The following is a 25,430-nucleotide window of genomic DNA, read 5'->3' as shown; positions in this document are numbered from 1 at the left end:
CAGGCTTACAGGTTGTTGTAGAGCCATTTGGGCATGTAGTACTTGCGGCGGTTGAACACGCTGCCGACCACTTTCGCGCCGGCCTGGGCCAACCTTTGTCGGGTGGCCTGGGCCACTTCCCAGCGGGTGTCTTCGCCGCGCACCACCAGCACCACGCCGTCCACCTGGGTGCTGATCACCAGCGTGTCGGTGGCCGAATACACCGCGTCGGCGTCGATCACCACGAAGCGGTACTGCGCCGCCAGTTGCCGGAACAGCGGGCGCAATCGCTCGGGGCTCAGGCGTTCGGCGTTGTGGCCGAGGCGGCCGTGGGGCAGCACGTCGAAGGGCAGGCTCGACACCTGTACTACGCAGTCCTGCAACAACGGTGGGGACAGGCTGTTGAACAACAGGTCGCTGAAGCCGCGCTCTTTTTGCAGCGAGAGCTGCTGGCTGAGGTTGCGCGGCGACTGGCTGGCGTCCACCAGCAACACCCGGCCATTGCTCATCTGCGCCAGCTGGGCGGACAGCGCCATGGCGCTGGTGCTCGTGCCGGTGCCGGTGTTGGCCGCTGTCATGAGAAGGATCCGCAGATCCGGGTCGAGCACGGTCGAGGTCAGGTTGGTCTCGCTCGGGCTGGCTATGGTCAGGATATTCGTCGAACCGTCCATTTAACTCGCTCCGTGGCCGCTGAACACTTTGAAGGGGGTAATCATCAGGATCTTCAGATCCAACAGCAGGCTCTGCTCGGCGATGTAGCTGAGGTCCAGTTCCACGCGCTGGTCGAAGTCGATATTGCTGCGCCCGGAGATCTGCCACAGGCCGGTCAGGCCGGGGTAGATGCTCAGGCGCACCAAATGGTTGTCCTTGTAGCGATAGGCGTTGAACGAGGTGGGCCGCGGGCCTACCAGGCGCATGTCGCCGGTCACTACATTGATCAGGTTCGGCAGTTCATCGAGGCTGCTGCGTCGCAGGAACCTGCCGATCGGGGTAATGCGCGGGTCGTTGTCGATCTTGAAGTCGATGGCGTCGGCGCCGTGCTTGTTGAGGTGGCGCAGCGACTCTTTCAGGGCCTCGGCATCGACGACCATGGTGCGAAACTTGTACATGCCGAACACGCGCCCGCGATAACCGGTGCGTTTCTGCACGAAAAAAACCGGGCCAGGGCTGGAAAACTTGATCAGCAATGCCAGACCCAGCAGCAACGGGGTGAGCAGTACCAGGATCGCCAGCGCGCCGAGGCAAGCCACGACCCGATTGGTCCGCGAAACCGTCCAGGGCCGACCACCGTCCCGACCGGTGAGCCAGCCACGGCCCTGGCGGTGGATGGCGGCATCCAGGCGTCGGCGATGCTCGGGGTCGACACGTTTGTCGCGTCCGGAGGTGCTGATCGGAATGTCTTGTTCATGTCGGGTCATAGACTCCTCCGCTGAGGTACGGCCGCAAGCGGCGTGTGATCGATGGGTTGCGCGTAGTAATCGAGGAACCAGTCGACGAAGCGACCCAGGCCGTCATCCAGTGCAATGCACGGTTGGAAACCGGTGGCCCGGGCCAGGTCGCTGGCATCGGCGCAGGTGTTGAGCACGTCCCCCGGTTGCAGGGGCAGCAGCTCGATCCGGGCGGTGCGGCCCAGATGTTTTTCCAGCAGCGCCACGTAGGTTCGCAACGCCACCGGGTACTGTCCGCCGATGTTGTAGATGCGCCATGGCGCCAGGCTGGTGGCCGGGTCCGGTTGCTCGCGATCCCAGTGGGGCGTTGGCTGCGGCGCACGTTCGATCAACCGGGCGATGCTCTCGACGATGTCGTCGATGTAGGTGAAGTCGCGTTCGTGCTCACCATGGTTGAACAGCCGCAACACTTGGTTTTGCGCGATGGCCGTGGCGAACTGGATCGGCGACATGTCTGGCCGACCCCACGGGCCGTACACGGTAAAAAAGCGCAGGCCGGTGCACGGGATGCCGAACAGATGGCTGTAGCTGTGGGCCATCGATTCGTTGGCCTTCTTTGTTGCCGCATACAACGACAGCGGATGATCAACGCCGTCCCGTACCGAATAGGGCGTGCGCTGGTTGGCGCCGTACACCGAACTGGAAGAGGCGTAGATCAGGTGCTTGACCGGATGACGGCGGCAACTTTCGAGAATGTTCAGAAACCCGGCGAGGTTGCTGTCGACATAGGCGCGGGGATTGTCCAGCGAATATCGCACGCCGGCCTGGGCGGCGAGGTGGATCACCACCTCCGGGCGATGGCTCTGGAACAGTCCGTCGATCGCCGAGGCGTCGGTCAGGTCGATACGCGCCAAGGGAAATGCGCCGACCTGGTCACGCACCCACGCCACGCGGTCGTGCTTGAGCTGCGGGTCGTAGTAATCGTTGAAGTTGTCCAGCCCGTACACGTGATGGCCATCGCGCATCAACCGCAAGACGCAGTGGGCTCCGATGAATCCGGCGGCGCCGGTCACCAGGACGTTCACGCTTGTGGCCCCGGGGCGCTGGGCACGGTGTGGCGCAAGCCGATGCCACGGTACAGCAGCCCGGCGGCAGCCAGGTGCTCGGGGTTGTAGAGGTTGCGGCCATCGATGATGACCCGGGCGCGCAGCTTGCTCGCCAGCAGGTCGAAATCCACCACGCGAAAATTCTTCCACTCAGTGCAAATCACCAGGGCATCGGTGTCCTCAAGCGTGTCATCGCGGGTGGCGCACAGGTTCAGGTCTTTGCGATAACCGTACAGGCGCCGGCATTCGGACATGGCTTCCGGGTCGTAGGCCTGCACGCGCGCGCCTTCGCGCCAGAGGGCTTCCATCAGGTAGCGGCTCGGGGCTTCGCGCATGTCGTCGGTGTTGGGCTTGAAGGCCAGGCCCCAGATGGCAATCGACTTGCCGGCCAAGCCGTCCGGAAATTGCTGCGCCAGCTTCTCGAAAAGGATGTGCCGCTGGCTGTCGTTCACATCGGTGACGCTGCGCAGCAGGCGCAGCGGCATGCCGCTCTGTTCGGCCGTGTGCAGCAGGGCGCGCAGGTCCTTGGGGAAGCACGAGCCGCCGAAGCCGCAGCCCGGATAGATGAAGTGATAGCCGATGCGTGGGTCCGAGCCGATGCCTTTGCGCACGGCTTCGATGTCGGCGCCCAGGCGTTCGGTGAGGTTGGCCAGTTCGTTCATGAAACTGATGCGGGTGGCGAGCATGGCGTTGGCGGCGTACTTGGTCAGCTCCGCGCTGCGGTTGTCCATGAACATCAGTTTTTCGTGGTTGCGGCAGAACGGCGCGTAGAGCTCGCCCATCTGATCCCGCGCCAGTTGATCGCTGGCGCCGATGATGATGCGGTCCGGGCGCATGCAATCGGCGAGAGCGCTGCCTTCCTTGAGGAACTCCGGGTTGGATACCACACGCACATTCAACTGTTTAAGGCCCCGACGAGCCAGCGCCTGGCGGGCGCACTCGGCGACTTTATCGGCTGTTCCGACCGGTACGGTCGACTTGATGATCAGGGTGCGGTCACTGTCCATGAAGTCGGCGATCTGGCGGGTCACCGCCAGCACATGGCTCAGGTCCGCCGAGCCGTCTTCGTCGGCTGGCGTGCCGACGGCAATAAAAATCAACTCGCCATGGTTGACCGCATCGCTGGCCTGGCAACTGAACAAAAGCCGGCCGGCCTTGATGTTGTCTTCCAGCAATACGGACAGCCCAGGCTCACTGATGGGCGGTACGGCTTGTTGCAGTTGACGGATCTTGTTCGGGTCGATATCGACGCACAGGACGCGGTGCCCGACGTCGGCCAATGCCGCTGCCTGAATCAGCCCCACATACCCCGTGCCAAATACGCTCACGTCCATTCTAGGCGCGCCTCTCAAACCGGTTGATGTAACTCGGATGAAACTGTTTAGAGGGTATAGCGCAGCTTCAAAAAAACATGTCAGCAAAATGACAGTTGTCAGTGTTGGCAAATCTCGACGGATTAGGGCTTTTTGATATCAAGTCATTGACTGACTTGGAAAAGCGCCATTTTTAAAGGGCTCTGGAGACGTTTAAGTAACCGATGAACGGTATATATCCATAGATTTTTATGTTTTTGATGCGTCAAAGGTGTCACTTTTGAGGTAACTTTTTTTTGACGCTGCGACCGATCAGTCTCTTTCTTGCGCTTTGAAATCCCGCTGCTAGTGTGCAGAAAACGAACCTTCCATCCGCCGCGCCACCGCCGAGAAAAACATGACCCGATACCTCAAGGAACTGCTGCTGTTGCTGTACCTTTTCAGGGGGCATGACTATTACCTGGAGCGTCTCGCTGCGCTGGGTCTTGGTTTTGCAACGGTGCTGTTCGGTGCGATGTTCCTTGTGCTGGTGCTTGCGTTGTGGATGAGCGCCTACATCCGCCAGACGTTGGTGCGGCATCTGTTTGCCTTGACACTGTTTGCCTCGGCGGTGTTCTTCGAGGTGTATACCCGGGTCACCGACAGTTACCTGACCTACAGCCAGTTCGTGTCGCTGGTGTATTCGGGCGGCTTTATCCAGGAGGCGGCTTATCAGTATCGAGAGGTGATTCTCAGCGCGATGGCGGGCGGCCTGTTGCTGCTGTTGGGCATCGGGCTGAAGCCTCGGCGGCGTTTACCATTGCCCGGTTATGTACCGGTCGCCGCGCCGTTGCTCGGGGTATTGCTGCTCAGTGGTGTGCTGTTCGCAAGGGCGGGCGAGGGCGCCCGTGGTCTACCTGTGATGTATACGCCGCTGGCCTATCTGAACCTGTTTGCCTACGAGGCGCTGCACGACACCGTCGGCGTCCGCGAGCCGGTCAGCTTGGCTCGCCGTTCTCCTGCGATCGAGCACGATATCGTGTTGATCATCGACGAAAGCATCGGTGGCAACTATCTCGATATCAACACCCCGTTCGGTGTGAACAGCGGCCTCAAGACCCCGCCGCCTGGGGTGGACATCTTCAATTACGGTTATGCCGCTTCCATCGCCAATTGCAGCGCCGACACCAATATCACCCTGCGTTATGGCGGTACGCGGGCTGATTACGTGCGTATCAACAGCACGCAGCCGTCAATCTGGCAGTACGCCCATGTCGCGGGCTTGCATACCGTCTATATCGATGCCCAGCGCACCGGCGGCAACTTGCAGAACCTGATGACCGAACAGGAAAAGCAAGACATCGACCAATTCATCCAATTCGACCAGGTCCGTGTGCTGGACCGCGACATGGCAGCCGCGGCGCAGTTGATCGAGCTCTTGGGCAATGACCGGGCCGAACTGGTGGTGGTGAATAAAGTGGGGGCGCATTTTCCGGTCCACGACAAATACCCCGACGAATTCATGAAACACCGTCCGGCCTTGCCCCGGGGGCGGTTCCAGGACGTGGCCGACACCGGCCAGCGCGACGGCTTCAACGGCCAGCAATATGACTGGTTGCTGTATCGCAATGCGTACCAGAACACGCTCCTATGGAACGTCGGCGAGTTCTTCCGGCGCCTGTTGCGTCAAGGCAACCTTCAGAATGCGGTGCTGATCTATACCTCCGATCATGGCCAGGATCTGCACGAGCGTGGCAATCCCGGGCTCAATACGCATTGCGGCGGCGACCCGGTGGAGGAGGAGGGGCTGGTGCCTTTGGTGGTTATCCAGGGCAGCCAGCTGCGCACCTTGGACTGGCGCGGCGCCTGGGCGCAAAACAAGGATCGTTCCAGCCACTACAACATCTTTGCGACGCTGCTTGAGTTGATGGGCTACGACCCGGCGGCGGTCGTGGCGCGCTATGGAAAACCCCTGAGCCAACCCACCGAGGACGACTTCACGTTCAACTACCGCTTCAACGCGCGGCTGGGGGCCAAGCCAGCCTGGAAGCACATCGATCTGGGCAACATCGTCATACCGAAACCGGCCCAGACCGAGATGGCGGCGGGGCATTGAGCGAGCGCCTATCGGGTGGTAGCGATCGGCGTGGTTGGCGCTGGGTCGTACAGCAGCGTGAAGCCCAGGTCGCGGAGCGCGCGGCCAATGAAACGCGAGCCGACATCGTTCAAGTGCGCGTCATCCCGGTAGAGCAGTTGTCCGTCGATGATCGGGCTGCACAGGCCGACCGGGCAAATCACCTGGTTGGGATCGATGAAGCGCACCTGGGGCAGCCTGGCGCGTATCTGCGTCCAATAGGGCGCCGCGGCGTCCAGCCGCGTTGAACACTGCCGAAGAGGAGCGAACATCAAGCGGCGCACCGGGCACGTCGCGGCGTTGTCGATTGGCTGATTGCTGAGAACGACGATGACTTGGCCGGTCCGGTCCGCCACTTGCCGGATGCTTGCCTCGATGACGGCTCCTGCTGCCGGGTCCCGGGGCCAGGCGCCGGCGAGCACCACGTAGGGATACCGGTTCCGCTCGATCAACTGCAACACCTGCTCATTGCGCGCCACGCAGCGTGCCCCGTAACCCGCCGACATCTCGGCGGCGTGGCCGAAGATGGGTGGGCACTTGTCGAGGGTGTAATCCATCAAGGCGATGCCGTTGGGTTCGGCCAGGACATCGACCATGCCGGTGAAATGGTTGGCGAAAGAGTCTCCGACCATCACGCCGTCGATCTGCGCCTTGCGTGCCCCGAGGTGGCACGCCGGATCGGGCGCGGCGTTGTAGCGCGCATTGGGCATGTGGCAGCGCTCACGCAGTTTGTTCGGTTCGGTCAGGCTCATCGCTTCAAGGATTGACACCTGCGGTACGAAACGCTGTGGGAACCCCTGCCATTGCACGCTCAGTACAGCCAGCACGGCCAGCCCCAACGCTGGAACCATGAACCGACGGCCAAATGCGCGGGTGAACGGCAACAGCGCCCCGGTTCGTCGAAAGGGGACTTCGACAAAATGCCAGGAACACCAGGCCAGTAGCGTCGCCACTGCCATCAGGCCCAGCCCCAGCGGGAGCGTGATGTTGATATCCAGATATCTCAGGTACGCAATCAAGGGCCAATGCCAGAGGTAAAGCGAGTAGGAAATCAGACCAACAAATACCATCGGCCGGTTGGTCAGCCAGCGCGAGCGTGTTCCGCCGCTGCCAGCGAGGATCAACAGCGCCGCCCCCAGGCAAGGTATAAGCGCATTGAGGCCGGGAAAGGTTGTTTCCGGACTCAGTGCAAACAATGAATAGGCAATCGATCCGGCTCCCGCCAGCGCCCAGATCCGGCCCACCCCGTCACTGAACGTACGTGGCTGCGCGAGATAAATCGCCAACGTCGCCCCCAGCAGCAGTTCGAAAAAACGTGTGGGCAGCAGATAGTAGGAGGCAGAGGGAACGAGGGTCGTGGCGTACTGCGAAACGCCAACCGTCACGACAACGCCGATGCACACCAGCGGCAGCAAGTAGCGGGGTGCCCATCGACACAGCATCAGCATCAGCAGCGGCCAGAGCAGGTAGAACTGTTCTTCGATGCCCAGTGACCAGGTATGCAGAAGTGGGGCTTCGCTGGCGTCCGCCGCGAAATAATTTCCGTACTTCATCCAGATATAGATATTCGAAACACCGAGCAGGGAGGACAGCGCGCTGATGTTCAGTCGGGTCAGGTCGACCGGAGACAGGACGAAGATCCCGGCAATCACGCTCGCCACCACCACCGTCGTCAGCGCCGGTACGATGCGGTTGATGCGCCGCTGATAAAAACGCTTCATGGAGAAGGTGTTCTGTTGGATCTCGCTGAACACCTGGGACGTGATGAGGAACCCCGAGATGACGAAAAAAATGTCCACCCCGACGAAGCCGCCTGGTAAGAGGCTGGCGTTGAGGTGATGGATAAACACGGCGATCACCGCAACAGCGCGAAGACCATCGATATCGGGGCGATATTGGGTGTGAGGCATGGCGGCGATCGTCCGTGAAAGGAGGAATCCTTGATGCGTCATGTTAATGACGATTGCGCCGACAGCCTTTAACGGCGCGCGTTAGTTATTGATCAATAGCAGAAAGTTGACGAAGCGCAAGATTATCCGGCGCGTCAGGCAGGGGTGGCGACCAGTGGTAACGGAAACTGCCGATGACGTCGGCCAATGGCCGTGGCCCTCGATTCCGCTATCCTGAGAGCCAATGGTTTTACCCAATGAGCCTTTCAATGCTTGAAGTTCGAGAAGTATTCAAAAGCTACCCAACCCCCCAAGGTCTTTTGCCGGTGTTGCAAGGCATCGACCTGACCTTGCCCCCCGGCAGCAGCTTGGCGCTGATGGGCGAATCGGGCAGTGGCAAGAGCACCTTGTTGCACCTGGTTGCCGGCCTGGACAAAGTCGATCGCGGCTGTATTCGCAGCGGCGGGTATCGGCTCGACGGCATGAGTGAACATGAGTTGGCGAACTGGCGGCGCACGGAAATCGGCCTGGTGTTCCAGCAGTTCAACCTGATCAGCAGCTTGCCGGTGGAAGACAACCTGGCGTTCCAGGCGCGCCTGTGTGGGCGTTTCGACGCGGCCTGGCAAACGCATCTGGTGCAGCGGCTCGGGCTGTCGCAACTGCTGCGGCGTTATCCCGAGCAGCTTTCCGGCGGGCAGCAACAACGGGTCGCCCTGGGCAGGGCCCTGGCGTCACGTCCGCCGTTACTGTTGGCCGACGAACCCACTGGCAATCTGGACGAAGCCACCAGCGACGAAGTGCTGAAGCTGTTGCTGGAATTGCTCGACGGCAGCCCGACCAGCCTGTTGATGGTCACCCATAGCCAGCGGGTGGCGGCGCGCCTGTCCCATCGGGTGGTATTGCAGGGCGGGCGCCTGGCAGAGGCGACCCAGGGGTGATGATCGTTCGCCAGACCCTCAAGGCGCTGCTCAGCCATTGGCGCCGGCACCCGGTGCAGTTTTTCAGTGTATTGACCGGGCTTTGGCTCGCCACCAGCCTGCTGACTGGTGTGCAGGCGTTGAACAGTCAGGCCCGCGACAGCTACGCCCGGGCCAGTCAGTTGATCGGCGGCGAACCCCAGGCCAGCTTGAGCGCCCCCGGCGGTGGCACGTTCGCGCAGCAATGGTTCATCGACCTGCGTCGCCAGGGCTGGCCGGTGTCGCCGGTGTTGCAGGCGCGAGTGACGCTCCAGGGGCACGAAGACCAACGCCTGCAACTGATGGGGATCGACCCGGTGTCGCTGCCGCCGGGTTCGGCTGTGGCGGGGCAGGCGCGGGAGATTGCCGAGGTGGTGGAATTTTTCACAGGTGCCGGCCACACCTGGATTGCACCGCAGACATTGCAGGCCCTGGGGTTGAAGGAAGGCGACCGCCCCCGCACCGTTGACGGCCAGGCCCTGCCACCCTTGCACGTGCAGCCGGACATGGCCCCGGGCGTGCTGCTGATGGACATCGGTTTTGCTCAAGCGCTACTTCAGATGCCGGACCAGCTTTCACGATTGGTACTGCCCAGCACCTACACCGCCGCCTTGCCCGAGGCCTTCAACGGGCTGTTGCAATTCAAGCGCGCCGAGGACGAAAACAACCTGTCGCGCCTGACCGAAAGCTTCCACTTGAATCTCGACGCACTGGGGTTTTTGTCCTTCGTGGTGGGCCTGTTCATCGTCCATGCCGCCATTGGCCTGGCCTTGGAGCAACGCCGCGGCCTGCTGCGGACCCTGCGGGCTTGCGGCGTCAGCGCGCGGGTGCTGATCACCAGCCTGGCGCTGGAACTGGGCGCACTGGCCCTGCTGGGCGGGATCGCCGGCGTGCTCAGTGGTTATTGGCTGGCCAGCCTGTTGTTGCCTGATGTAGCGGCGAGCCTGCGAGGTTTGTACGGCGCCGAAGTCCCCGGACAACTGAACCTCAGTCCCTGGTGGTGGTTGGGCGGTATCGGCCTGGGCCTGCTCGGCGCTGTACTGGCCGGCGCCCAGAGCCTGTTGCGCGCCGCTCGCCTACCGTTGTTGGCCCTGGCCAATCCCCAGGCCTGGCACCAGGCCCATGCGCGTTGGTTGCGGCGCCAAGGTGGGGTGGCGCTGTTGGCGGCGCTGGTCGCCGCGTTGGCGCTTGCCTGGGGCGACAGCCTGGCGAGCGGTTTTGTCCTGATGGCCGCATTGTTGCTGGGCGCGGCGTTGGCCTTGCCGGTGTTGCTCAACGCCGTATTGAACCGACTGCTGCGCCGCAGCCGCTCGGTGCTCGGCCAATGGTTCCTCGCCGATTGCCGTCAACAACTGCCGACGCTGAGCCTGGCACTGATGGCGCTGCTACTGGCGTTGGCGGCGAACATCGGCGCTGGCAGCATGACGTCGGGGTTTCGCCAGACGTTCAGTGACTGGCTCGAGCAGCGACTGACCGCCGAGCTGTACATCAACCCGCAAACGCCGGCCCAGGCGGCCGAACTGCACGACTGGCTCAACCAGCAACCCACGATCACCGCCGTGTTGCCCAACTGGCAGGTGTCGATGCCGTTGCAAGGTTGGCCGACGGACATCTACGGCATCATCGATCACTCGTCCTATCGCCAGCACTGGCCGTTGCTGGAGTCCGCCGGTGACCAAGCCTGGCAGCAACTGGCAACAGCCGACACGCTGATGCTCAGCGAACAACTGGCTCGGCGCCTGAAGGTGCGGATCGGCGACCGCTTGAGCTTGCCGACCCCGCAAGGGCCCTGGACCCCAAGGGTTGTCGGGATTTATGCCGACTACGGCAACCCCAAGGGCCATGTGCTCATCAACGCTGAACATTTACGGGCGCATTGGCCGCAGCTCGCACCCAATCGCTTCAATCTGCGTATCGAGCCGTCGGCGATTCCCCCGATGCTGGCGGCGTTGCAAGACCGCTTCAACCTGGATGACAACCGCATTGTCGATCAGGCTCGACTCAAGGGCTGGTCTACCCAAGTGTTCGAACGCACCTTTGCCGCCACGGCGGCGCTTAACAGCTTGACCCTGGCGGTGGCTGGCGTTGCGCTGTTCATCAGCCTGCTGACCCAGAGCCAGAGTCGCCTCAGTCAGTTGGCGCCGTTATGGGCATTGGGAATCACGCGGCGGCAATTGATGCTGCTCAACCTCGGACAAACCTGGCTGCTGGCGTTGCTGACGCTGCTGCTGGCCCTGCCGCTGGGCATTGCCCTGGCCTGGTGCCTGGACGCGGTCATCAATGTCCAGGCCTTTGGTTGGCGCCTGCCATTGCGCATCTTTCCGATGCAGCTGGCGCAGTTGTTGGGCCTGGCGATGTTCGCCACGCTGCTGGCATCGGCCTGGCCGCTCTATGCGTTGTACCGCACGCGGCCGGCGGACCTGCTGAGGACTTTCGCCCATGAGGATTAAAATCGGCCTGGTGTTGCTGGCGCTGCTCGGCGGTTGTGACAACACAACGCCTCCGGACAAGGGCTTTGCCGGCCTGGGTACCGAGGCTGTCGCCTTTACGCCGGTGGTACCTGGGCGCGTGTTCAGCTTTCCAGCCGATCATGGTGCGCATGAAGGCTTTCGCATCGAGTGGTGGTACGTCACCGCCAATCTCAAGGACGTCGAGGGGCGGGATTTCGGTGTGCAGTGGACGCTGTTCCGCAGCGCCCTGGATGCCGCGCCTCCGGCCAGCGGTTGGCGCAACCAGACGATCTGGCTCGGCCATGCCGCCGTCACGTCCGCCACCGTCCATCACGCCGCCGAGCGCTACGCCCGGGGTGGAGTGGGGCAGGCCGGGGTGCGTACCACGCCCTTCGAGGCCTGTATCGACGACTGGCGATTCGGTACTCAAGCCGCTGGCCCGGACCCGCTCGCAGACATGCAGTTGCAGGCGCGCGGGCCGCGCTTCAGCTACGACCTGCGGCTGACGTCGAACCGTCCACTGGTGCTGCAGGGCAACCAAGGCTTCAGTCAGAAATCCGAGCAAGGCCAGGCCTCGTACTATTACAGCCAACCGTTTTTTCGAGCCGGTGGTCACTTGGAAATCGATGGCCAGCGCTATCAGGTCAGTGGCCCGGCCTGGCTCGACCGGGAATGGAGCAGCCAGCCCTTGACGGAAAACCAGACCGGGTGGGACTGGTTTTCCTTGCACCTTGACAAAGGCGAGCACGTGATGCTCTACCGCATGCGCCACAAGGACGGTGAGCCGTACCTCACCGGCACCTGGATTGACGCCCAAGGCCAGGCGACGACACTGGCCGCCAGCCAAATCAGCCTCACGCCGCTGGACACCGCCGAGGTTGCGGGAAGGCCCATGCCTGTGAGCTGGTCAATCAGGATTCCCGGCAAGCAATTCGATATCACCACGCGAGCCCTGAACCCTAATGCCTGGATGAGCCTTCGCATCCCGTATTGGGAGGGGCCGGTGCAACTGAGCGGCAGCCATGGTGGCACCGGTTATCTGGAGATGACGGGGTATTGATTCGTCGGAACTCCCTGCGTTCATCGCCCCTCATACCTATGAATGCCTCGCGGGAGTCCGTCATGAGCGATGACATCAAACAACCGTCGCTGGCCAACTGGCAGCGGCTATTCGACGACAAGGCCTATTGGCAGGAGTCGCCTGATGCTCATTTCACCGAGCTGATGCGGCTCGCCGACGACCTGTTCGGCCTGGGAGAGATTGACCTGGACCGGTGGCAAGATTTGAAAACCAAGGCCGAGGAGCTCCACCAACGCTCGCCAGATGCCAACGTTGCCGAGGAAATGGCAGACCCCGACGCTTGATACCTTTCAAGCCAACCCAAGGAGTTCGTGATGAAGTCCAGCCATGATCAAACCCAGCAGAACCCCGATGCCCCGGCCTTGCCCGGTGAAGTGGAGCGTGACAACGACGCTTTGCGGCCCAACGACCCGGCCAAGCGCGAACAGCAGCAGGGCAACCCCGATGCGCAGGAAACCGACGCGCAGAAAACAGCAAGGCGCAAATAACGCCGCCGGGAGCAGGCTGCCTTGCCATCCTCATGAAGAATAATTTAAGCCTGGCTCACGCACATCCCTCGCAAGCTCCACTATCATTGTTTGCGTTCGCCCAGTGCCAGGCTCTTTACCAGTGCATGGAATGCCGAGGCCGTCGCACTGGGCGAACACCCGTGAGGCTTAGCTTGTGACGGGGGTGCGCCAGTCATCGGGGCCCGAAGTGCCGCTCACCTCGTGGGTCCAGGTGATCTTGCGGTAGGTGAAGTGGACGTCCTCCAGATGGGTGAAGTGGCTGTTGCCAGGGTCCTGGCAATTAAGCATGTAGTCGTTCATATCAACGATGATCGCGTCTTCCAGAGTGGTGGTGTAGTAGTGTTCCTGGGTGCCCGCGGCCGAGGTGCGATACCACTGGATTTCGACTTTCGTCAGCCGTTCGCCGCTGGTCAGGGCTGCCTGGAGCAGCGGCGAGGCCTTGTCGAACACCTTCGTGATGACCAAGGGCTTGTGTATGCGCTGGCCGGTTGGCTGCCCGGACTGAGGGTCGCGGGGGATAGTCACCTGGTGCTGGAAACCCTGCACCATGATCTGGTCTTCATGACCTTCCTGATAAGTATTGCCCACCGAGTCGGCGGTGAACGCTCCGGCGGTGATCAGACCTTGTTTGGTGCCTTCGATGGACATGTAAGCGGGGGTAGCCAATGGATGCTCTCCTTCCTGGATAACGGGTGCCGGGGCGGGAATCGTCCCGAGGCGGCTGACCGTTATCAAGAGCTATGCCATCTTTAGAAAATGTTTAAAAATCAATCAGTTGTAGGTTTTCTGCGATTGGGTATAGCGGAAAAGTCGCGAAATTCACGCAGAAGGTTGCACCGCGCTCCACGTTCCATTGCCCACGCAGCGCAGGGCGCCTGCCTCGGGCAACGAACAGCAACGACAGGGCATGGCCGATGAGCTGTTGTGCCATTTCCTGCTCTTTATTCGTGGCTCGCTTGCTGAGCGCCCAACGCCAACAGGCATTCCTCGAGGGAGCGCTTTTGTGTCTCGGCGTACAACCCCAACTCATCGATGGCCGGCCGTCCCAGTGCAGTTTCGAACGCTTGTCGATTGGATTGCCCTGCGTAGTGACTCTGGGCGGCGTCGCCAAGGTTCGACTGGAATATCCCGGCGGCGCTGACCGGCAGGAAATCTTCGTAGACCAGCGGTTCGGCGCGCAGATAGCCCTGTTCCAACAGGCGTTCCAGCGAGACATTCGGTTCCATCGCGCCTTTGGCGGCAAGCCCCGCCGGCGTCACGAAATAGCGGAAGTAAGCCAGCGCCTGTCGGCGCAATGATTGGTGATCATCGGGAAACTGAGCAAAGTGTTCGGCCATCAGCGCGTTGTAGCGTTCGGCATTGGCTTCATTGGGAAATTCGCCCAAGGCATCCCGCGCAGCATTCAACAGTTGGTCGTAGAGCGCCCGTCCTTTTGGCGTAAGAGCCGCGCCACGTTGTTCGATTTCCCCGAAACGGGCGCTGTGGCTGCCCTGGGATTGGGGTTGGTCAGTGAACGCGACGGGTTCATCGAGCGCCTTGAAGCTGGTCTGGCGCAGCAGGATCGGGCACCGACGACGCGGTGGCCCCTCGACCACCGCTTTGGGCGTGATGCCATGCAGCGGCATCTGGGCCTGGACGACGTCGATGTCCAGCGTCCGCGGTGTGAGGTGGTTGATGTGCGGCCCCTTGAACGCCACGACATCGGCGATCAGGCGATGCTGGGCGCTGAGTTGTCGGTATTGATCGGCGGTAACGGTGGCGCTGTGGTGCCAGCGAAAAGTCTCCAGCGCTTGCAGGACAAAATCGTCAGCCTGGGGTTGCGTCAGGCCGCCCTGGCGTTCGGCCAGATCGATCAGTTCAAGGGCGCCCGGGGTGAAGATTTTCCGTCTGGCCAGCACCGACTCGGCAAAGGTCCGCAGCTCGCTGTTTTCGATCAATTCCAGGCGCAACAGCGACGTAAATACTCGGAACGGGCTTATTTGCAGCGACTTTTCATGAACGGCGCGGAAGGCCGTTGAGTGCACTGGCACCCCAGCCGGCGTCAGGTCGTAGTAACCTACCGGCTGCATGCCCATGACCGCGAACAGCCGGCCCAGCATCGCCAGTTCCGGGGCGGTGCCGACGCGGATCGCGCCATGGCGTTCCATGTCCAGGCGTTGAAGTTCGCCGGTGCTGCTCAGGTGCTCGGCCAGTGATGGGTCGTTGGCCAGTGCCTGGGCGTTGGTTTGCTCCACGAGGTTCATCAATGCCCCATACAACGGGACCTCGTCGCGGTACATGTCGGACATCGCCTTGGAGAAGCGTTGACGGATCAAGTCGGGGCTGACGAAGCTCATCGTAAGGATTCCTGGCGAGGGCTGTGGGAAAGTTGGACGAAAGATCGCAGCCTTCGCCAGTGCCGGCAAACGAAGAATCTTCAGGACTTCATTCTGCCAAGGACTGATGGGTGGCTCATTTCAGCCCTGCATCTTCCTCACTGCCCTAATCCCTCAAGAAAGTCCCGATACAGCGCCGCGGTCTTGCCGGGTTTTTCAACCATGGGCATGTGCCCTACGCCTTCCCAGATTTCCACTCGCAGGTCGGCGATGCCCTTGCTCCACACCGGCACACTGCTGACGTCGATCAGCCGGTCCTTGCGTCCCCATAGCAGTAATGACGGTGCGCGGATATCGTCCAGGCGAGGCTCCATCGCCGGGCTGGCGCGCAAGTCGACGAAAATCTCCGCCAATTCCTCCCGGCGCTGCTCGTAACGCTGGGCCAACGCCGCGAGTACAACGCTGGGCAGCCACGGCGGGGATGCCATGGTCATGGCATAGAAGGGCGCAAAATCATCCCGGGAATGGACCAGAAACGGGTTGTGGCCGGCGGCCAGGTGACGCTCCATGTCGCTGGGCTCGGGAGCAGTGACGCCGGCCGGGTCGATCAGCGCGAGGGTCAGCACTCGTTCAGGCGAAGTCGCCGCCAGCCACGCAGCAAGGTGGCCGCCCATGGAGTTGCCGATCACGTGGACCTTGTCCAGGCCGCAGGCATCGAGCAGTTCGATGACTCGCCGGGCCTGGGTCGGGATGTCGTAGCCGCCGCCGGCCTTGAAGCCGGTTTCGCCATGGCCGGCCAAGTCGGGTATGACTACCCGGTACTGGTTGACGAAGTGCCGGGCGAAGCGCAGCCACAGGTTCTTGTCGGCGCTATAGCCATGCAACATCAGGATGCTGCCGGAGGCTTCGTAAGGCCCGCCTTGCCAGGTCGACACGGTCATTTCGCTGATGGGCACGGTGATTTTGTGCAGCCGATAAAGGCGCGCTTCCAAGGCCATACCCAGGTCGTACAACACATGTCCGATGCCTGGATACGTCAGCCAGCTCCAGACGATGAACACGGCGAGGACCACCCACAACACCAGCATGTCTTTACCTCCATGGGTCATGGTGGATTCGACCCGCCTCCTGAGTCGGCGGCGTCATTACGTAAGTGAAGCTCAAACCTGGGGATACCGCGACGACGGGGCGGGTTTGCTGTGAAACACGCGATGTCGGCCAGCGAATCTCCTTTTTCATGTATAGCCAAGATTCATGGGGAACGTTGAAAGCGTCAGTGGTCGAGTCGGCCGGCGGTAGCGCACTGGCTTTTGCGGCAAGGGAGCTTGCTCCCGCTGGGCTGCGCAGCGGCCCCAAAAGGGGCTGGCGTGGTGATCAGGAACACCACGTCGGCCGTTCAACGACTGCTGCGCAGCCGAACGGGAGCAAGCTCCCTCGCCACAAAACCGAGTTCGCTTTTTGATTGTGGCGTTTAATATACCCAAACCTCCACCCGCCGATTCCGGACCCTTCCTTCGTCTTCGCTGTTGGCCGCCACCGGCATCAACGCGCCGAACCCGCGTACCTCGCGCAGGGTCACGCCGTATTTGACCAGTTCGCGCCGCACCGCCATGGCCCGAAGCCTGGACAGCAGGTCGGCTCGCGCCGGGTCGTCCTTGAGATCGCCGAAACCTACCAGGGTCACGCGCCGGTCGGCCTTGCCGTGCTGCTTGATGTAATCGAGTACGCGGCCCAGGTCTTGTTGGGCCTTGTTGTCCAGGCTGGCACTGCCTTCTTCGAAACGAAAATTCACCGTCAAGCGCTGGGCATGGCGGCTCAGGGCCTGATAACCCTCTGGCATCAGCGCGTTGGGGGTGACGGACATCGCTTGTACGGTCTGGGCAATGAACCCGTTCGCTGCAACGATGGCCTGGCCCTGTTCGCTTTGGGTGAAATCGACCAGAGCCTCGGCCCAGGGATTGCTTTGCAGAGGGGGTAGGTAAAAGAACAAACGTCGGGACAGGGGATAGTCCTCGGTGGCAATCAGGTTGTTCAGCGGCAACATCGGCTGGGAATCGCCGTCGACAATTGCCAGGGGCTTGGCCTGCCTTACGTAGGGCAAGCCGATAAAACCGATACCCTGCGGGTCCTGGCTGACAGCGTCCGACAACTGCTCACTGGATTCGAAGCGCCGAGCTGTAGGATCCAGCTTTTTCCCTTGTCGGTTGAGTACCAGTTCCTTGAAGGTATCGTAGGTCCCGGACTGCTCGTCCCGCGCATACAGGTGGATTGCCCCGCCGACACTGCCCACGGCTTCCCAGGTTTTCGCCTCGCCACTGAAAATGCGCGCCAGTTGCCGGGTGTCGAGCTGTCGCAACGGGTTTTGTGGATGAAGAATGATCGCCAGGCCGTCGATGGCGATGACTTGCTCGGCGGTAGGACTTTTCAGGTCTCCAAGGGCCGCCAGGTCGTGCAGTTCGCTGTCCTTGACCGGCCGGGAAGAGGCGGCCAGGTCGGCGTTGGCTTGCTTGAGGGCGGTGAATCCGGTGCTGGAGCCGTGGGCGGCGATCTCGACTGAGACTCGCTGGCCTTCGGCGGTTTGTCCGACGATGCGTTGCTCGTTGTCGCGGCCGGTAATTTCAGTGCTGACCTTGAGCAATCCCTGGTCTTCCATCAGGCCTCGGACCAGGGCCGGCCCCAACGCCGCGCCAATGGTGTTGGAGCCCTGCAGGCGCAGGGCGGGGCCGTGTTCAGGAATGGGCAAACGGCCGGCCCATGCCACGCACGGCAGCCAGAGGCCCAGGAAAAACACAACGCACAGCCGCATGCCGGCCACCTTCTGACCTTGGGAAATGCCGGAAGATTAAGTCAGTCGGGTTACTGAAAGATGACAGCGGTGCGACGCCGGCCAATAACCGGCGCAGCAACTGTGGCAGCGAGCCTGCTCGCGATGACGGCAGCACAGTCAGTATTGATGTGGCAGATAAACCGCTATCGCGAGCAAGCTCGCTTCCACAGGGCAGCCTTTGGAGGGAATCCGAAGGCTGGGATTCAGTTCAATTCCAACCAGATCGGCGCATGGTCCGACGGCTTTTCCATGCCCCGCAGTTCATAGTCCACGCCGGCGTCCTTGACCCGTGGCAGCAAGCCCTGGGACGCCAGGATCAGGTCGATGCGTAGGCCGCGCTTGGGTTCGTCTTCGAAACCACGGCTGCGATAGTCAAACCAACTGAAGCGGTCGGTGACGTCCGGATTCAAGTGGCGGAAGCTGTCCACCAGGCCCCAGTTCTTCAGGCGAGCCATCCATTCGCGCTCTTCCGGCAGGAAGCTGCATTTGCCGGTCTTCAACCAGCGCTTCATGTTGTCCGGGCCGATGCCGATGTCGCAATCCTCGGGGGAAATGTTCACGTCGCCCATCACCACGACCGGTTGGTCGTTGCTGAAGCGGGCTTCCAGCAGTTGTTGCAAGTCGCTGTAGAAGCGCTCCTTGGCCGGGAATTTGGTGGGGTGATCGCGGCTTTCACCTTGTGGGAAATAGCCGTTCATGATGGTCACCGGCACACCGTTGGCATCGGCAAACGTGCCCCAGATGAAGCGCCGCTGGGCGTCTTCGTCGTCGGTCTCGAAGCCTTTGTGCAAGCTCAGCGGAGGCTGGCGAGAGAGCAGGGCGACACCGTAATGGCCTTTTTGCCCGTGGTAGTGCACGTGATAACCGAGGGCTTGCACCTCGGCCAGTGGGAACTGTTCATCGTGGACCTTGGTTTCCTGCAACCCGATCACGTCCGGCTGGTGCTTGTCGATCAGTGCCGCCAACTGATGGGGACGGGCTCGCAGGCCGTTGATGTTGAAGGAGACGATCTTCATGGTCGGCTGTCCTGGCAAAACTGCGATGCTAGCTGACATGTGGGAGCGGAGCCAGCGTGGCAGTAGGACAAATGCACTGCTAATGTCCTTGGCATGTAGGAACGATCGCAACCCTGCCGGGTTCGTAGTCAATAAGAGCAGGGCCTCACCGAGCCCGCCCAGGAGACGCAACGCCATGCCTGAAACCGCCACTGCTGATATCCACATGCTCGACAGCGGTTATTCCCGCGAAGCGCGTTCATTGCTGTATCAGGCTTATCGCCACGAGCCGACCTTCAGCTACCTGTTCGAGTCCGAGCGTCCCGGTTACGAGCAGCGGGTGCGGGCGACCGTGCGAGAGCTGGTCAAACAGCATTTCTTCCAGGATCTGCCGGCGATCGGTCTGTTGGTGGACGATCGCTTGATCGGCATCGCGCTGATTGCCCCACCGCAGCGCCGCCTGGGCATTACCGAAAGCTGGGCCTGGCGCCTGCGCATGGTCTTGAGCACCGGATTTCGCTGTACCCGGCGGTACTTGGAGTACCACGCCGCGGTGCTGGCCTGCCTGCCGTCGGAGGCGGTGCACGTATTGCCGTTGTTGGGGGTTCATCCGCAATTCCAGGGCAAACACTACGGTGAGCAGTTACTCGAAGCAGTGCATAACTGGTGCGCCGTGGACGAGCATTCCCAAGGCGTGGTGCTGGACACGGGTAATTCCCGTTACCTCGAATTTTATAAACGCCAGGGTTACGAGGAAATTGGCGAAGTCGCCGTAGGACCGATCCGCGAGCATGTGTTCTTTCATGCGAACCCGCAGGTTCTGCGGAGCGCGACGGCTTAATCAGACGAACTTTTGGGAGTCGTCTGGCTCTATCAGGCTCCCAACCTCGTGATAGCATCCGCGCCATGAACTTCCCAGGACGAATGACCGGTGGCGCGCTCTTGCTGTCTCTCAGCTGCGTGGCGCTGGCACAAAGTGAATTGGATGTGCGGGTCAAACCGTCCAATGATGAACTCAAGGCCAACATAGAAGGCTACATCGGTGGTGTGGGCGACCGTGATGAAGAAGCGTTGCTGCGCTTCAGTCGCGGCGCCGAAGAGCAGGCGCGCAAAGCGGCCCAGGCGCTGGGCTACTACCAGCCGCAGATCGACAGCGAGGTCAAGGCGGGCAAGGCGCCGCGCCTGATCCTGACCATCGACCCCGGCGAGCCGGTGCACTTGCGTCATGTCACGATCCGCATCGACGGCCCAGCGTCATCGCTCGAGGGGTTTCGCGTGCCCGGCGGCGCGGGCCTCAAGCCAGGCGCTGTGCTCAATCACGGTCGATATGAAGACGCCAAGCGGACGATCCAGAACCAGGCCTCGCGCTATGGTTTTTTCAGCGGACGCTTCGTCAGCCAGACGTTGCGCGTGGATCCGCAGGCCGGTATTGCCGATATCGAGTTGATCTACGACAGCGGCCAGCGCTACGCCCTGGGGCCGGTCAGTTTCGAAGGCGACACGCCCTTCGACGAAGACCTGCTGCAACGCATGGTGCCGTTCAAGGCGGGCGCGCCCTACGACTCCGAGCTCATTGCCGAACTCAACCAGGCTTTGCAATCGAGCGGCTATTTTGAAGGTGTTCGCGTCGATGCAGCACCCACCGCGGCCACCGGCAACGTGATCCCGGTGGCGGTCAAACTCGATACTCGCAAGCCGCGCACCATGGGCCTGGGCCTGGGTTTCTCCACTGACGTCGGGCCACGGGCCAAGGCCAACTGGACGCGTCACTGGGTCAACCCGCAGGGGCACAGCTACGGCTGGGAAGCGGAAGTCTCGGCGCCCCGGCAGAACGTCGGCCTCTGGTATGACGTGCCGCTGGACCCGCCGCTGACCGACAAGCTGCGCTACGCCGGCGGCTATCAATATGAAGAACTGGCCGGCACCGACACCCTCAGCAAACTGCTGACCGTCGGGCCGGAATGGCACAGCAAGTTGCCCAGCGGCTGGCAGCGGGTGGTGTCGCTCAAATGGCAGCGCGAGGAGTACCGTCTCGGTGACGATTCGGGCCTGAGCACGTTGCTGATGCCGGGTGTGAGCTATTCGTACCTGCGCAGCGATAACCGTATCGACCCGCACAATGGCTATCGGCTGCAATTTGACACCAAGGTCGCCAAGGAGGGGTTGGGGTCGGACAATAACCTTTTGTACGGCACCGCCATGGTCAAGGGCCTGACCACCGTGTTCGACAAGCATCGCCTGCTGGCGCGCGCCCAGATTGGCGGCAGCGCCACCAATGGCTACAAATCGATTCCGCCGTCCCTACGGTTCTTTGCCGGCGGCGACCAGAGCGTGCGCGGCTACGACTACCAGAGCTTGTCGCCGGAGAACTCCGAGGGCGACCGTATCGGCGGCCGCTACATGGTGGCCGGCAGCCTCGAGTATCAGTATTCAGTCGCGGAAAAATGGCGGGTCGCAACCTTTGTTGATCAGGGCAACTCTTTCAACAGTCTCGAGCTGCCGAGCCTGAAGACCGGCGTCGGCGTCGGCGTGCGCTGGGTGTCGCCGGTCGGCCCGATCCGCCTCGACCTGGCCCACGCGCTGGACGACGACGGCGGCATTCGATTGCACTTTTCCATGGGGCCAGAGTTGTGAATCGCGGTTTGAAGATAACGTTGCTGGCCCTCGGCGGGTTGCTGGCGACGCTCGTGCTCATGTCGAGCATCGTGTTGGGCACGGCGTTCGGAAGCCGCTGGGCACTCGGCCTGGTGCCGGGCCTGACCGTGGAGAATTTCCAGGGGCGGTTGGGCGGCCAATGGAGCGCCGACCGGGTGCTGTGGCAGCAGGACGCCAGCCGGGTGGAGCTTCATCAGCCGATCTTCGCCTGGTCGCTGTCGTGCCTGCTGCGCATGACCCTGTGCATCGATCAGCTCAAGGCCGACAACGTTGCGGTGCAACTGCCGGCCTCTGCCGACGAGCCGAGCAGCGGTCCGATCAGCCTGCCGGACCTGGACTTGCCCCTGGCGATCGAACTGGGCGACGTCCAGGTGGGCAGCCTGTCGTTCAACGGCAGCGAGCAACTCAAGGGCCTGCAACTGGCGGCGCACTGGACCGCCGAGGGTTTGCAGATCGACTCGGTGCAACTGCAACGCGACGAACTGAGCCTGAAACTCTCCGGCCTGTTGCAGCCGCATGGTGATTGGCCGCTGAGTGCCGCGGGCCAGCTGACTTTGCCGGCACCGGGTGCGACGCCTTGGGCGCTGGATCTGAAAGTCGATGGCGAGTTGCTCAAGACCCTCAATCTGGCCGCCGACAGCAGCGGCTATCTGCAAGGCCGCCTGACCGGCGAGCTGCAACCCCTGGCGGACAACCTGCCGGCCAAGGTGCGCATCACTGCCGATGGCTTCAAGGCCAGCGCCGATTTACCGGACACGCTGCTGCTCGACCAGGTGGAATTGACCGGCGAAGGCGACCTGAAAAAGGGTTACCAGTTGCATGGCAAGGCGAGCCTTCGCGCCGAAAAAAAACCGGTGGCGTTGCTGTTGCAGGGCAAGGTGGACGCCAACGGTGCGCAGATCGCCGGCCTTGATCTTGAGGCCGGCGACCAGCAAAGCCTCAAGCTCACCGGACGGTTGGATTGGCGCGAGGGCCTGAGCGCCGAAGCGGAAGTGGCTTGGCTGGATTTCCCCTGGCATCGCCTCTATCCGCTGATCGAAGAACCGCAAGTCACGCTGCGCAGTTTCAATGGCGAGGTCTCGTACACCGATGGCCAATACCTCGGCAACTTCCAGGCAGCGTTGGACGGTCCGGCCGGGGCGTTCAGCCTCGACAGCCCGTTCAGCGGCGACCTGACGCAAATCCACCTGCCGCAGCTCAAGGTCGCCGCCGGGGAGGGCAAGGCCGAGGGGCACTTGAGCCTGCAATTTGCCGACGGCATCGCTTGGGATACGGCGCTGCAATTGTCGGCCATCAACCCGGCGTATTGGCTTGGCGAGCTTCCCGGCACGCTGGCCGGGCCGTTGCGCAGTAAAGGTGCGATGAAAAACGACCGCCTCGAACTCGACGCGGACCTGGACCTCAAGGGCAAGCTGCGCGGCCAACCGGCGCTGTTCCAGGCCAAGGCCAACGGTGCAGGCGAGCAATGGAACCTCGGCGCCCTGGACATTCGTCTGGGCGACAATCGCATCAACGGCACCGCAAGCCTGCAACAGAAGCTCAGCGGTCAGATCGACATCAAGCTGTCACGGCTGGCCCAACTCTGGCCGCAATTACGTGGCCAAGTCTCCGGACGCGTCGACCTGGCCGGAACGCTCAAGGCGCCCCAAGGCAAGCTCGGTGTGCAAGGCACCCAGTTGGCTTTTCAGGACAACCGCCTGCAAAGCCTGAACCTGGACGCGGCGCTCGACAGTGCGCAGCGGGGCAAGGTCGACCTGAAGGCAAGCGGCATCCGGGCCGGCGAAACATCGCTGGGCGTGTTGACGGTCAGCGGACAGGGCGACATCAAGCAACAGAGGCTCAATCTCGACCTGCAAGGGCCCCAGTTGGAAACCAACTTGGCTCTTGATGGTTCGCTCGACCAAGGCAACTGGCGTGGACGCCTTGCCAAGGGCGATGTACAAGTCGGCGGGCAAACCTGGCGCTTGCAGGCGCCGGCCAAATTGGAGCGCCTGGCCAACGGCACGCTGAACTTCGGTGCTCACTGTTGGCGATCCGGCCCGGCCAGCCTCTGCGGCGAGGATCAGCGCCTGATGCCGGAGCCGAAGCTGCGCTATCACCTCAAGCAATTCCCCATCGAAAGCCTGGCCCAGTGGATGCCCAAGGACTTCGGCTGGCAGGGCCGGCTCAATGCCGACCTGCAACTGGACTTGCCGGCCAGCGGCCCAAGCGGTCGAGTGTTGGTGGATGCCAGCGGCGGTACGTTACAAATTCGAGACAAAGAGCAGGGCAAGGGGCAATGGTTGGATTTCCCCTATCAGACCCTGACGCTCAACAGCCGCCTGACGCCCACGCGCATCGATACGGACGTCAATTTCGTCGGCGAGAGGCTGGGTGAACTGACGCTTCAGGCGCGAATCAATCCGTTGCCGGCCAGCAAACCGTTGAGCGGCACCTTCCGGCTGAGCGGTCTGGACCTGTCGGTAGCCCGGCCGTTCGTGCCGATGGTGGAAACCCTGACCGGTCGTTTGAACGGCAGCGGCACGCTGTCCGGTGGCTTGCTCGCGCCCCAGGTCAACGGCAACCTCGTGCTCAGTGACGGCGAAGTGTCCGGCCCGGAGCTGCCGGTCAGCCTCGAAGCCCTGCAAATGCGAGCGATGATCGCTGGCGAAACCGTACGGCTCGATGGTGATTGGAAAAGTGGCAAGAGCGGGCAAGGCCGACTGACGGGGAACATCAGCTGGGGCGAGGCCCTGACCCTGGACCTGGCGCTCAAGGGCTCGCAACTGCCGGTCGCCGTCGAGCCTTACGCGGTGCTGGATGTCGCGCCAGACCTGAACATCACGATGCAAGGGGAGCGGCTTTCGATTGCGGGCAAGGTCCTGGTGCCCAAGGGCGAGATCACCATACGCGAGCTGCCGCCGTCTACGGTCAAGGTTTCGGATGACACGGTGATCGTCGGCCACCAGACTGAAGAGGGCGAGGTGCCGATGGCCATGGCGATGGACATCGACGTGATCGTCGGCCAGGAAAAACTCGCCTTCTCAGGTTTCGGCCTGACGGCCAATGTGCAAGGGCAGGTCCACATCGGCGACAACATGGACACACGCGGCGAGCTGTGGCTCAACGACGGCAAATACCGAGCCTATGGGCAACGGCTGACGGTGCGTCGGGCGCGATTGTTGTTCGCCGGGCCGATTGACCAGCCGTACCTGGACATCGAGGCGATCCGCCAGACCGACGATGTGATCGCCGGCATCCGCCTGAGCGGCAGCGCCGAACAGCCAGCCACGCAGATTTTCTCGGAGCCGGCCATGAGCCAGGAGCAGGCGTTGTCCTACCTGGTGCTGGGCCGGCCGTTGAGCACCACGGGGGAGGACAACAACATGCTCGCCCAGGCAGCGCTGGGCCTGGGCTTGATGGGCAGCTCCGGAGTGACCACCAGCCTGGCCAACAATTTGGGGATCGAAGATTTCCAGCTCGACACCCAAGGCAGTGGCAACGACACCAGCGTGGTCGCCAGCGGCAACCTGTCGGAAAAACTCAGCCTGCGCTATGGCGTGGGTGTGTTCGAACCGGCCAATACCATCGCGTTGCGCTACAAGCTGAGCAAAAAGGTCTACCTCGAAGCCGCGAGCGGCGTCGCCAGTTCGCTGGATATCTTTTACAAGCGCGATTTCTGATTCCTTCCCAAAAAACAGAATCCCCTTGTGGGAGCGAGCTTGCTCGCGATAGCGCCGTCAGATTCAGCATGTTCGTTGACTGATACACCGCTATCGCGAGCAAGCTCGCTCCCACATTGGGTCACCTTCCTGCACCTTGCGTGTTCATGCGTAGCTAACTAACTATTTGTTTGACATTTGCTGCCTAGGCAG

20 protein-coding genes are annotated in these 25,430 nt (G+C 62.0%); 9 read left to right on the top strand and 11 right to left on the bottom strand.

The features are described from left to right. Positions 1 to 5: 5 nt before the first annotated feature. Genes J3P92_RS16180 through J3P92_RS16165 form a run of 4 tightly spaced genes read right to left on the bottom strand, consistent with a single transcriptional unit; the run spans position 6 to position 3,807 of the window. Positions 6 to 650, bottom strand: a complete 645-nt coding sequence (locus J3P92_RS16180) for a CpsD/CapB family tyrosine-protein kinase (RefSeq protein WP_420765795.1) — start codon at positions 648 to 650, stop codon at positions 6 to 8. Beyond that, complete coding sequence (locus tag J3P92_RS16175) at positions 651 to 1,397, bottom strand: sugar transferase (protein WP_434559703.1); 747 nt, start codon at positions 1,395 to 1,397, stop codon at positions 651 to 653. It lies immediately after the preceding gene. Next, positions 1,394 to 2,452, bottom strand: a complete 1,059-nt coding sequence (locus J3P92_RS16170; RefSeq protein WP_434648248.1) for an NAD-dependent epimerase — start codon at positions 2,450 to 2,452, stop codon at positions 1,394 to 1,396. The genes J3P92_RS16175 and J3P92_RS16170 overlap by 4 nt, the downstream gene beginning before the upstream one ends. Continuing rightward, entirely contained in the window at positions 2,449 to 3,807 is a 1,359-nt protein-coding gene (locus J3P92_RS16165) for a UDP-glucose dehydrogenase family protein (RefSeq protein ID WP_434559699.1), read from the bottom strand. Before J3P92_RS16165 ends, J3P92_RS16170 begins: the two co-directional genes overlap by 4 nt. A 376-nt stretch (positions 3,808 to 4,183) precedes the next feature. Here J3P92_RS16165 and J3P92_RS16160 point away from each other — a divergent pair, with 376 nt between their 5' ends. Continuing rightward, positions 4,184 to 5,881 carry a sulfatase-like hydrolase/transferase gene (locus J3P92_RS16160; protein ID WP_434648246.1) on the top strand — a complete coding sequence of 566 codons (1,698 nt, stop codon included), beginning with the start codon at positions 4,184 to 4,186 and terminating at the stop codon, positions 5,879 to 5,881. Positions 5,882 to 5,889: 8 nt separating this feature from the next. On the opposite strand, the gene J3P92_RS16155 is transcribed toward J3P92_RS16160, so the two are convergent. Next, positions 5,890 to 7,809, bottom strand: coding sequence for an acyltransferase family protein (locus J3P92_RS16155; RefSeq protein WP_434648243.1), 1,920 nt, complete (start codon positions 7,807 to 7,809; stop codon positions 5,890 to 5,892). A 248-nt stretch (positions 7,810 to 8,057) separates the two neighbouring features. On the opposite strand from J3P92_RS16155, the gene J3P92_RS16150 reads away from it, so the two are divergent. The 5 genes from J3P92_RS16150 (at position 8,058) to J3P92_RS16130 (ending at position 12,763) form a co-directional block, all read left to right on the top strand. Continuing rightward, on the top strand, positions 8,058 to 8,726 hold the full coding sequence (locus tag J3P92_RS16150) for an ABC transporter ATP-binding protein (protein ID WP_434648241.1): 669 nt from the start codon (positions 8,058 to 8,060) through the stop codon (positions 8,724 to 8,726). Beyond that, positions 8,726 to 11,194, top strand: a complete 2,469-nt coding sequence (locus J3P92_RS16145; protein WP_434651143.1) for an FtsX-like permease family protein — start codon at positions 8,726 to 8,728, stop codon at positions 11,192 to 11,194. The genes J3P92_RS16150 and J3P92_RS16145 overlap by 1 nt, the downstream gene beginning before the upstream one ends. Further along, positions 11,184 to 12,254, top strand: coding sequence for a lipocalin-like domain-containing protein (locus J3P92_RS16140; RefSeq protein WP_434648239.1), 1,071 nt, complete (start codon positions 11,184 to 11,186; stop codon positions 12,252 to 12,254). The genes J3P92_RS16145 and J3P92_RS16140 overlap by 11 nt, the downstream gene beginning before the upstream one ends. A 62-nt stretch (positions 12,255 to 12,316) precedes the next feature. Beyond that, the gene (locus tag J3P92_RS16135) at positions 12,317 to 12,559 is read left to right on the top strand and encodes a hypothetical protein (protein ID WP_420765803.1); all 243 of its coding nucleotides are present in this window, start codon (positions 12,317 to 12,319) and stop codon (positions 12,557 to 12,559) included. Between the two features lie 30 nt (positions 12,560 to 12,589). Further along, positions 12,590 to 12,763, top strand: coding sequence for a hypothetical protein (locus J3P92_RS16130; RefSeq protein ID WP_420765804.1), 174 nt, complete (start codon positions 12,590 to 12,592; stop codon positions 12,761 to 12,763). 168 nt (positions 12,764 to 12,931) lie between these two features. Here J3P92_RS16130 and J3P92_RS16125 read toward each other — a convergent pair whose 3' ends face one another. From J3P92_RS16125 to xthA, 6 genes are all read right to left on the bottom strand, one after another. Next, entirely contained in the window at positions 12,932 to 13,450 is a 519-nt protein-coding gene (locus J3P92_RS16125; RefSeq protein WP_434648237.1) for an Hcp family type VI secretion system effector, read from the bottom strand. Positions 13,451 to 13,544: 94 nt separating this feature from the next. Next, positions 13,545 to 13,715 (bottom strand): hypothetical protein, encoded by a 171-nt coding sequence (locus tag J3P92_RS16120; protein ID WP_434648235.1) that lies wholly within the window; start codon positions 13,713 to 13,715, stop codon positions 13,545 to 13,547. A 10-nt stretch (positions 13,716 to 13,725) separates the two neighbouring features. Then, positions 13,726 to 15,120 (bottom strand): 2-oxoadipate dioxygenase/decarboxylase HglS, encoded by a 1,395-nt coding sequence (hglS, locus tag J3P92_RS16115; RefSeq protein WP_434648232.1) that lies wholly within the window; start codon positions 15,118 to 15,120, stop codon positions 13,726 to 13,728. A gap of 137 nt (positions 15,121 to 15,257) precedes the next feature. Next, positions 15,258 to 16,187 carry an alpha/beta fold hydrolase gene (locus J3P92_RS16110; protein ID WP_420765808.1) on the bottom strand — a complete coding sequence of 310 codons (930 nt, stop codon included), beginning with the start codon at positions 16,185 to 16,187 and terminating at the stop codon, positions 15,258 to 15,260. Positions 16,188 to 16,570: 383 nt separating this feature from the next. Next, the gene (locus J3P92_RS16105) at positions 16,571 to 17,905 is read right to left on the bottom strand and encodes a substrate-binding domain-containing protein (RefSeq protein ID WP_420765809.1); all 1,335 of its coding nucleotides are present in this window, start codon (positions 17,903 to 17,905) and stop codon (positions 16,571 to 16,573) included. A gap of 224 nt (positions 17,906 to 18,129) precedes the next feature. Further along, positions 18,130 to 18,942 (bottom strand): exodeoxyribonuclease III, encoded by an 813-nt coding sequence (gene xthA / locus J3P92_RS16100; RefSeq protein WP_434559689.1) that lies wholly within the window; start codon positions 18,940 to 18,942, stop codon positions 18,130 to 18,132. A 175-nt stretch (positions 18,943 to 19,117) separates the two neighbouring features. Between xthA and J3P92_RS16095 the strand changes: the two genes are divergently transcribed. The 3 genes from J3P92_RS16095 (at position 19,118) to J3P92_RS16085 (ending at position 25,238) form a co-directional block, all read left to right on the top strand. After that, a complete protein-coding gene (locus J3P92_RS16095) occupies positions 19,118 to 19,762 on the top strand; it encodes a GNAT family N-acetyltransferase (RefSeq protein WP_420765811.1) in 645 nt (214 codons plus the stop codon). A 65-nt stretch (positions 19,763 to 19,827) separates the two neighbouring features. After that, positions 19,828 to 21,555: an autotransporter assembly complex protein TamA gene (locus J3P92_RS16090; protein ID WP_434648229.1), complete on the top strand. Its 1,728-nt coding sequence runs from the start codon at positions 19,828 to 19,830 to the stop codon at positions 21,553 to 21,555. Next, positions 21,552 to 25,238 carry a translocation/assembly module TamB domain-containing protein gene (locus J3P92_RS16085; protein WP_434648226.1) on the top strand — a complete coding sequence of 1,229 codons (3,687 nt, stop codon included), beginning with the start codon at positions 21,552 to 21,554 and terminating at the stop codon, positions 25,236 to 25,238. Before J3P92_RS16090 ends, J3P92_RS16085 begins: the two co-directional genes overlap by 4 nt. The last annotated feature ends 192 nt before the right edge of the window (positions 25,239 to 25,430 follow it).

The organism is Pseudomonas sp. D3-27 (genome assembly GCF_051132165.1).
Taxonomy (GTDB): Bacteria; Pseudomonadota; Gammaproteobacteria; order Pseudomonadales; family Pseudomonadaceae; genus Aquipseudomonas.
This window is presented reverse-complemented; position numbering and strand designations above follow the sequence as displayed.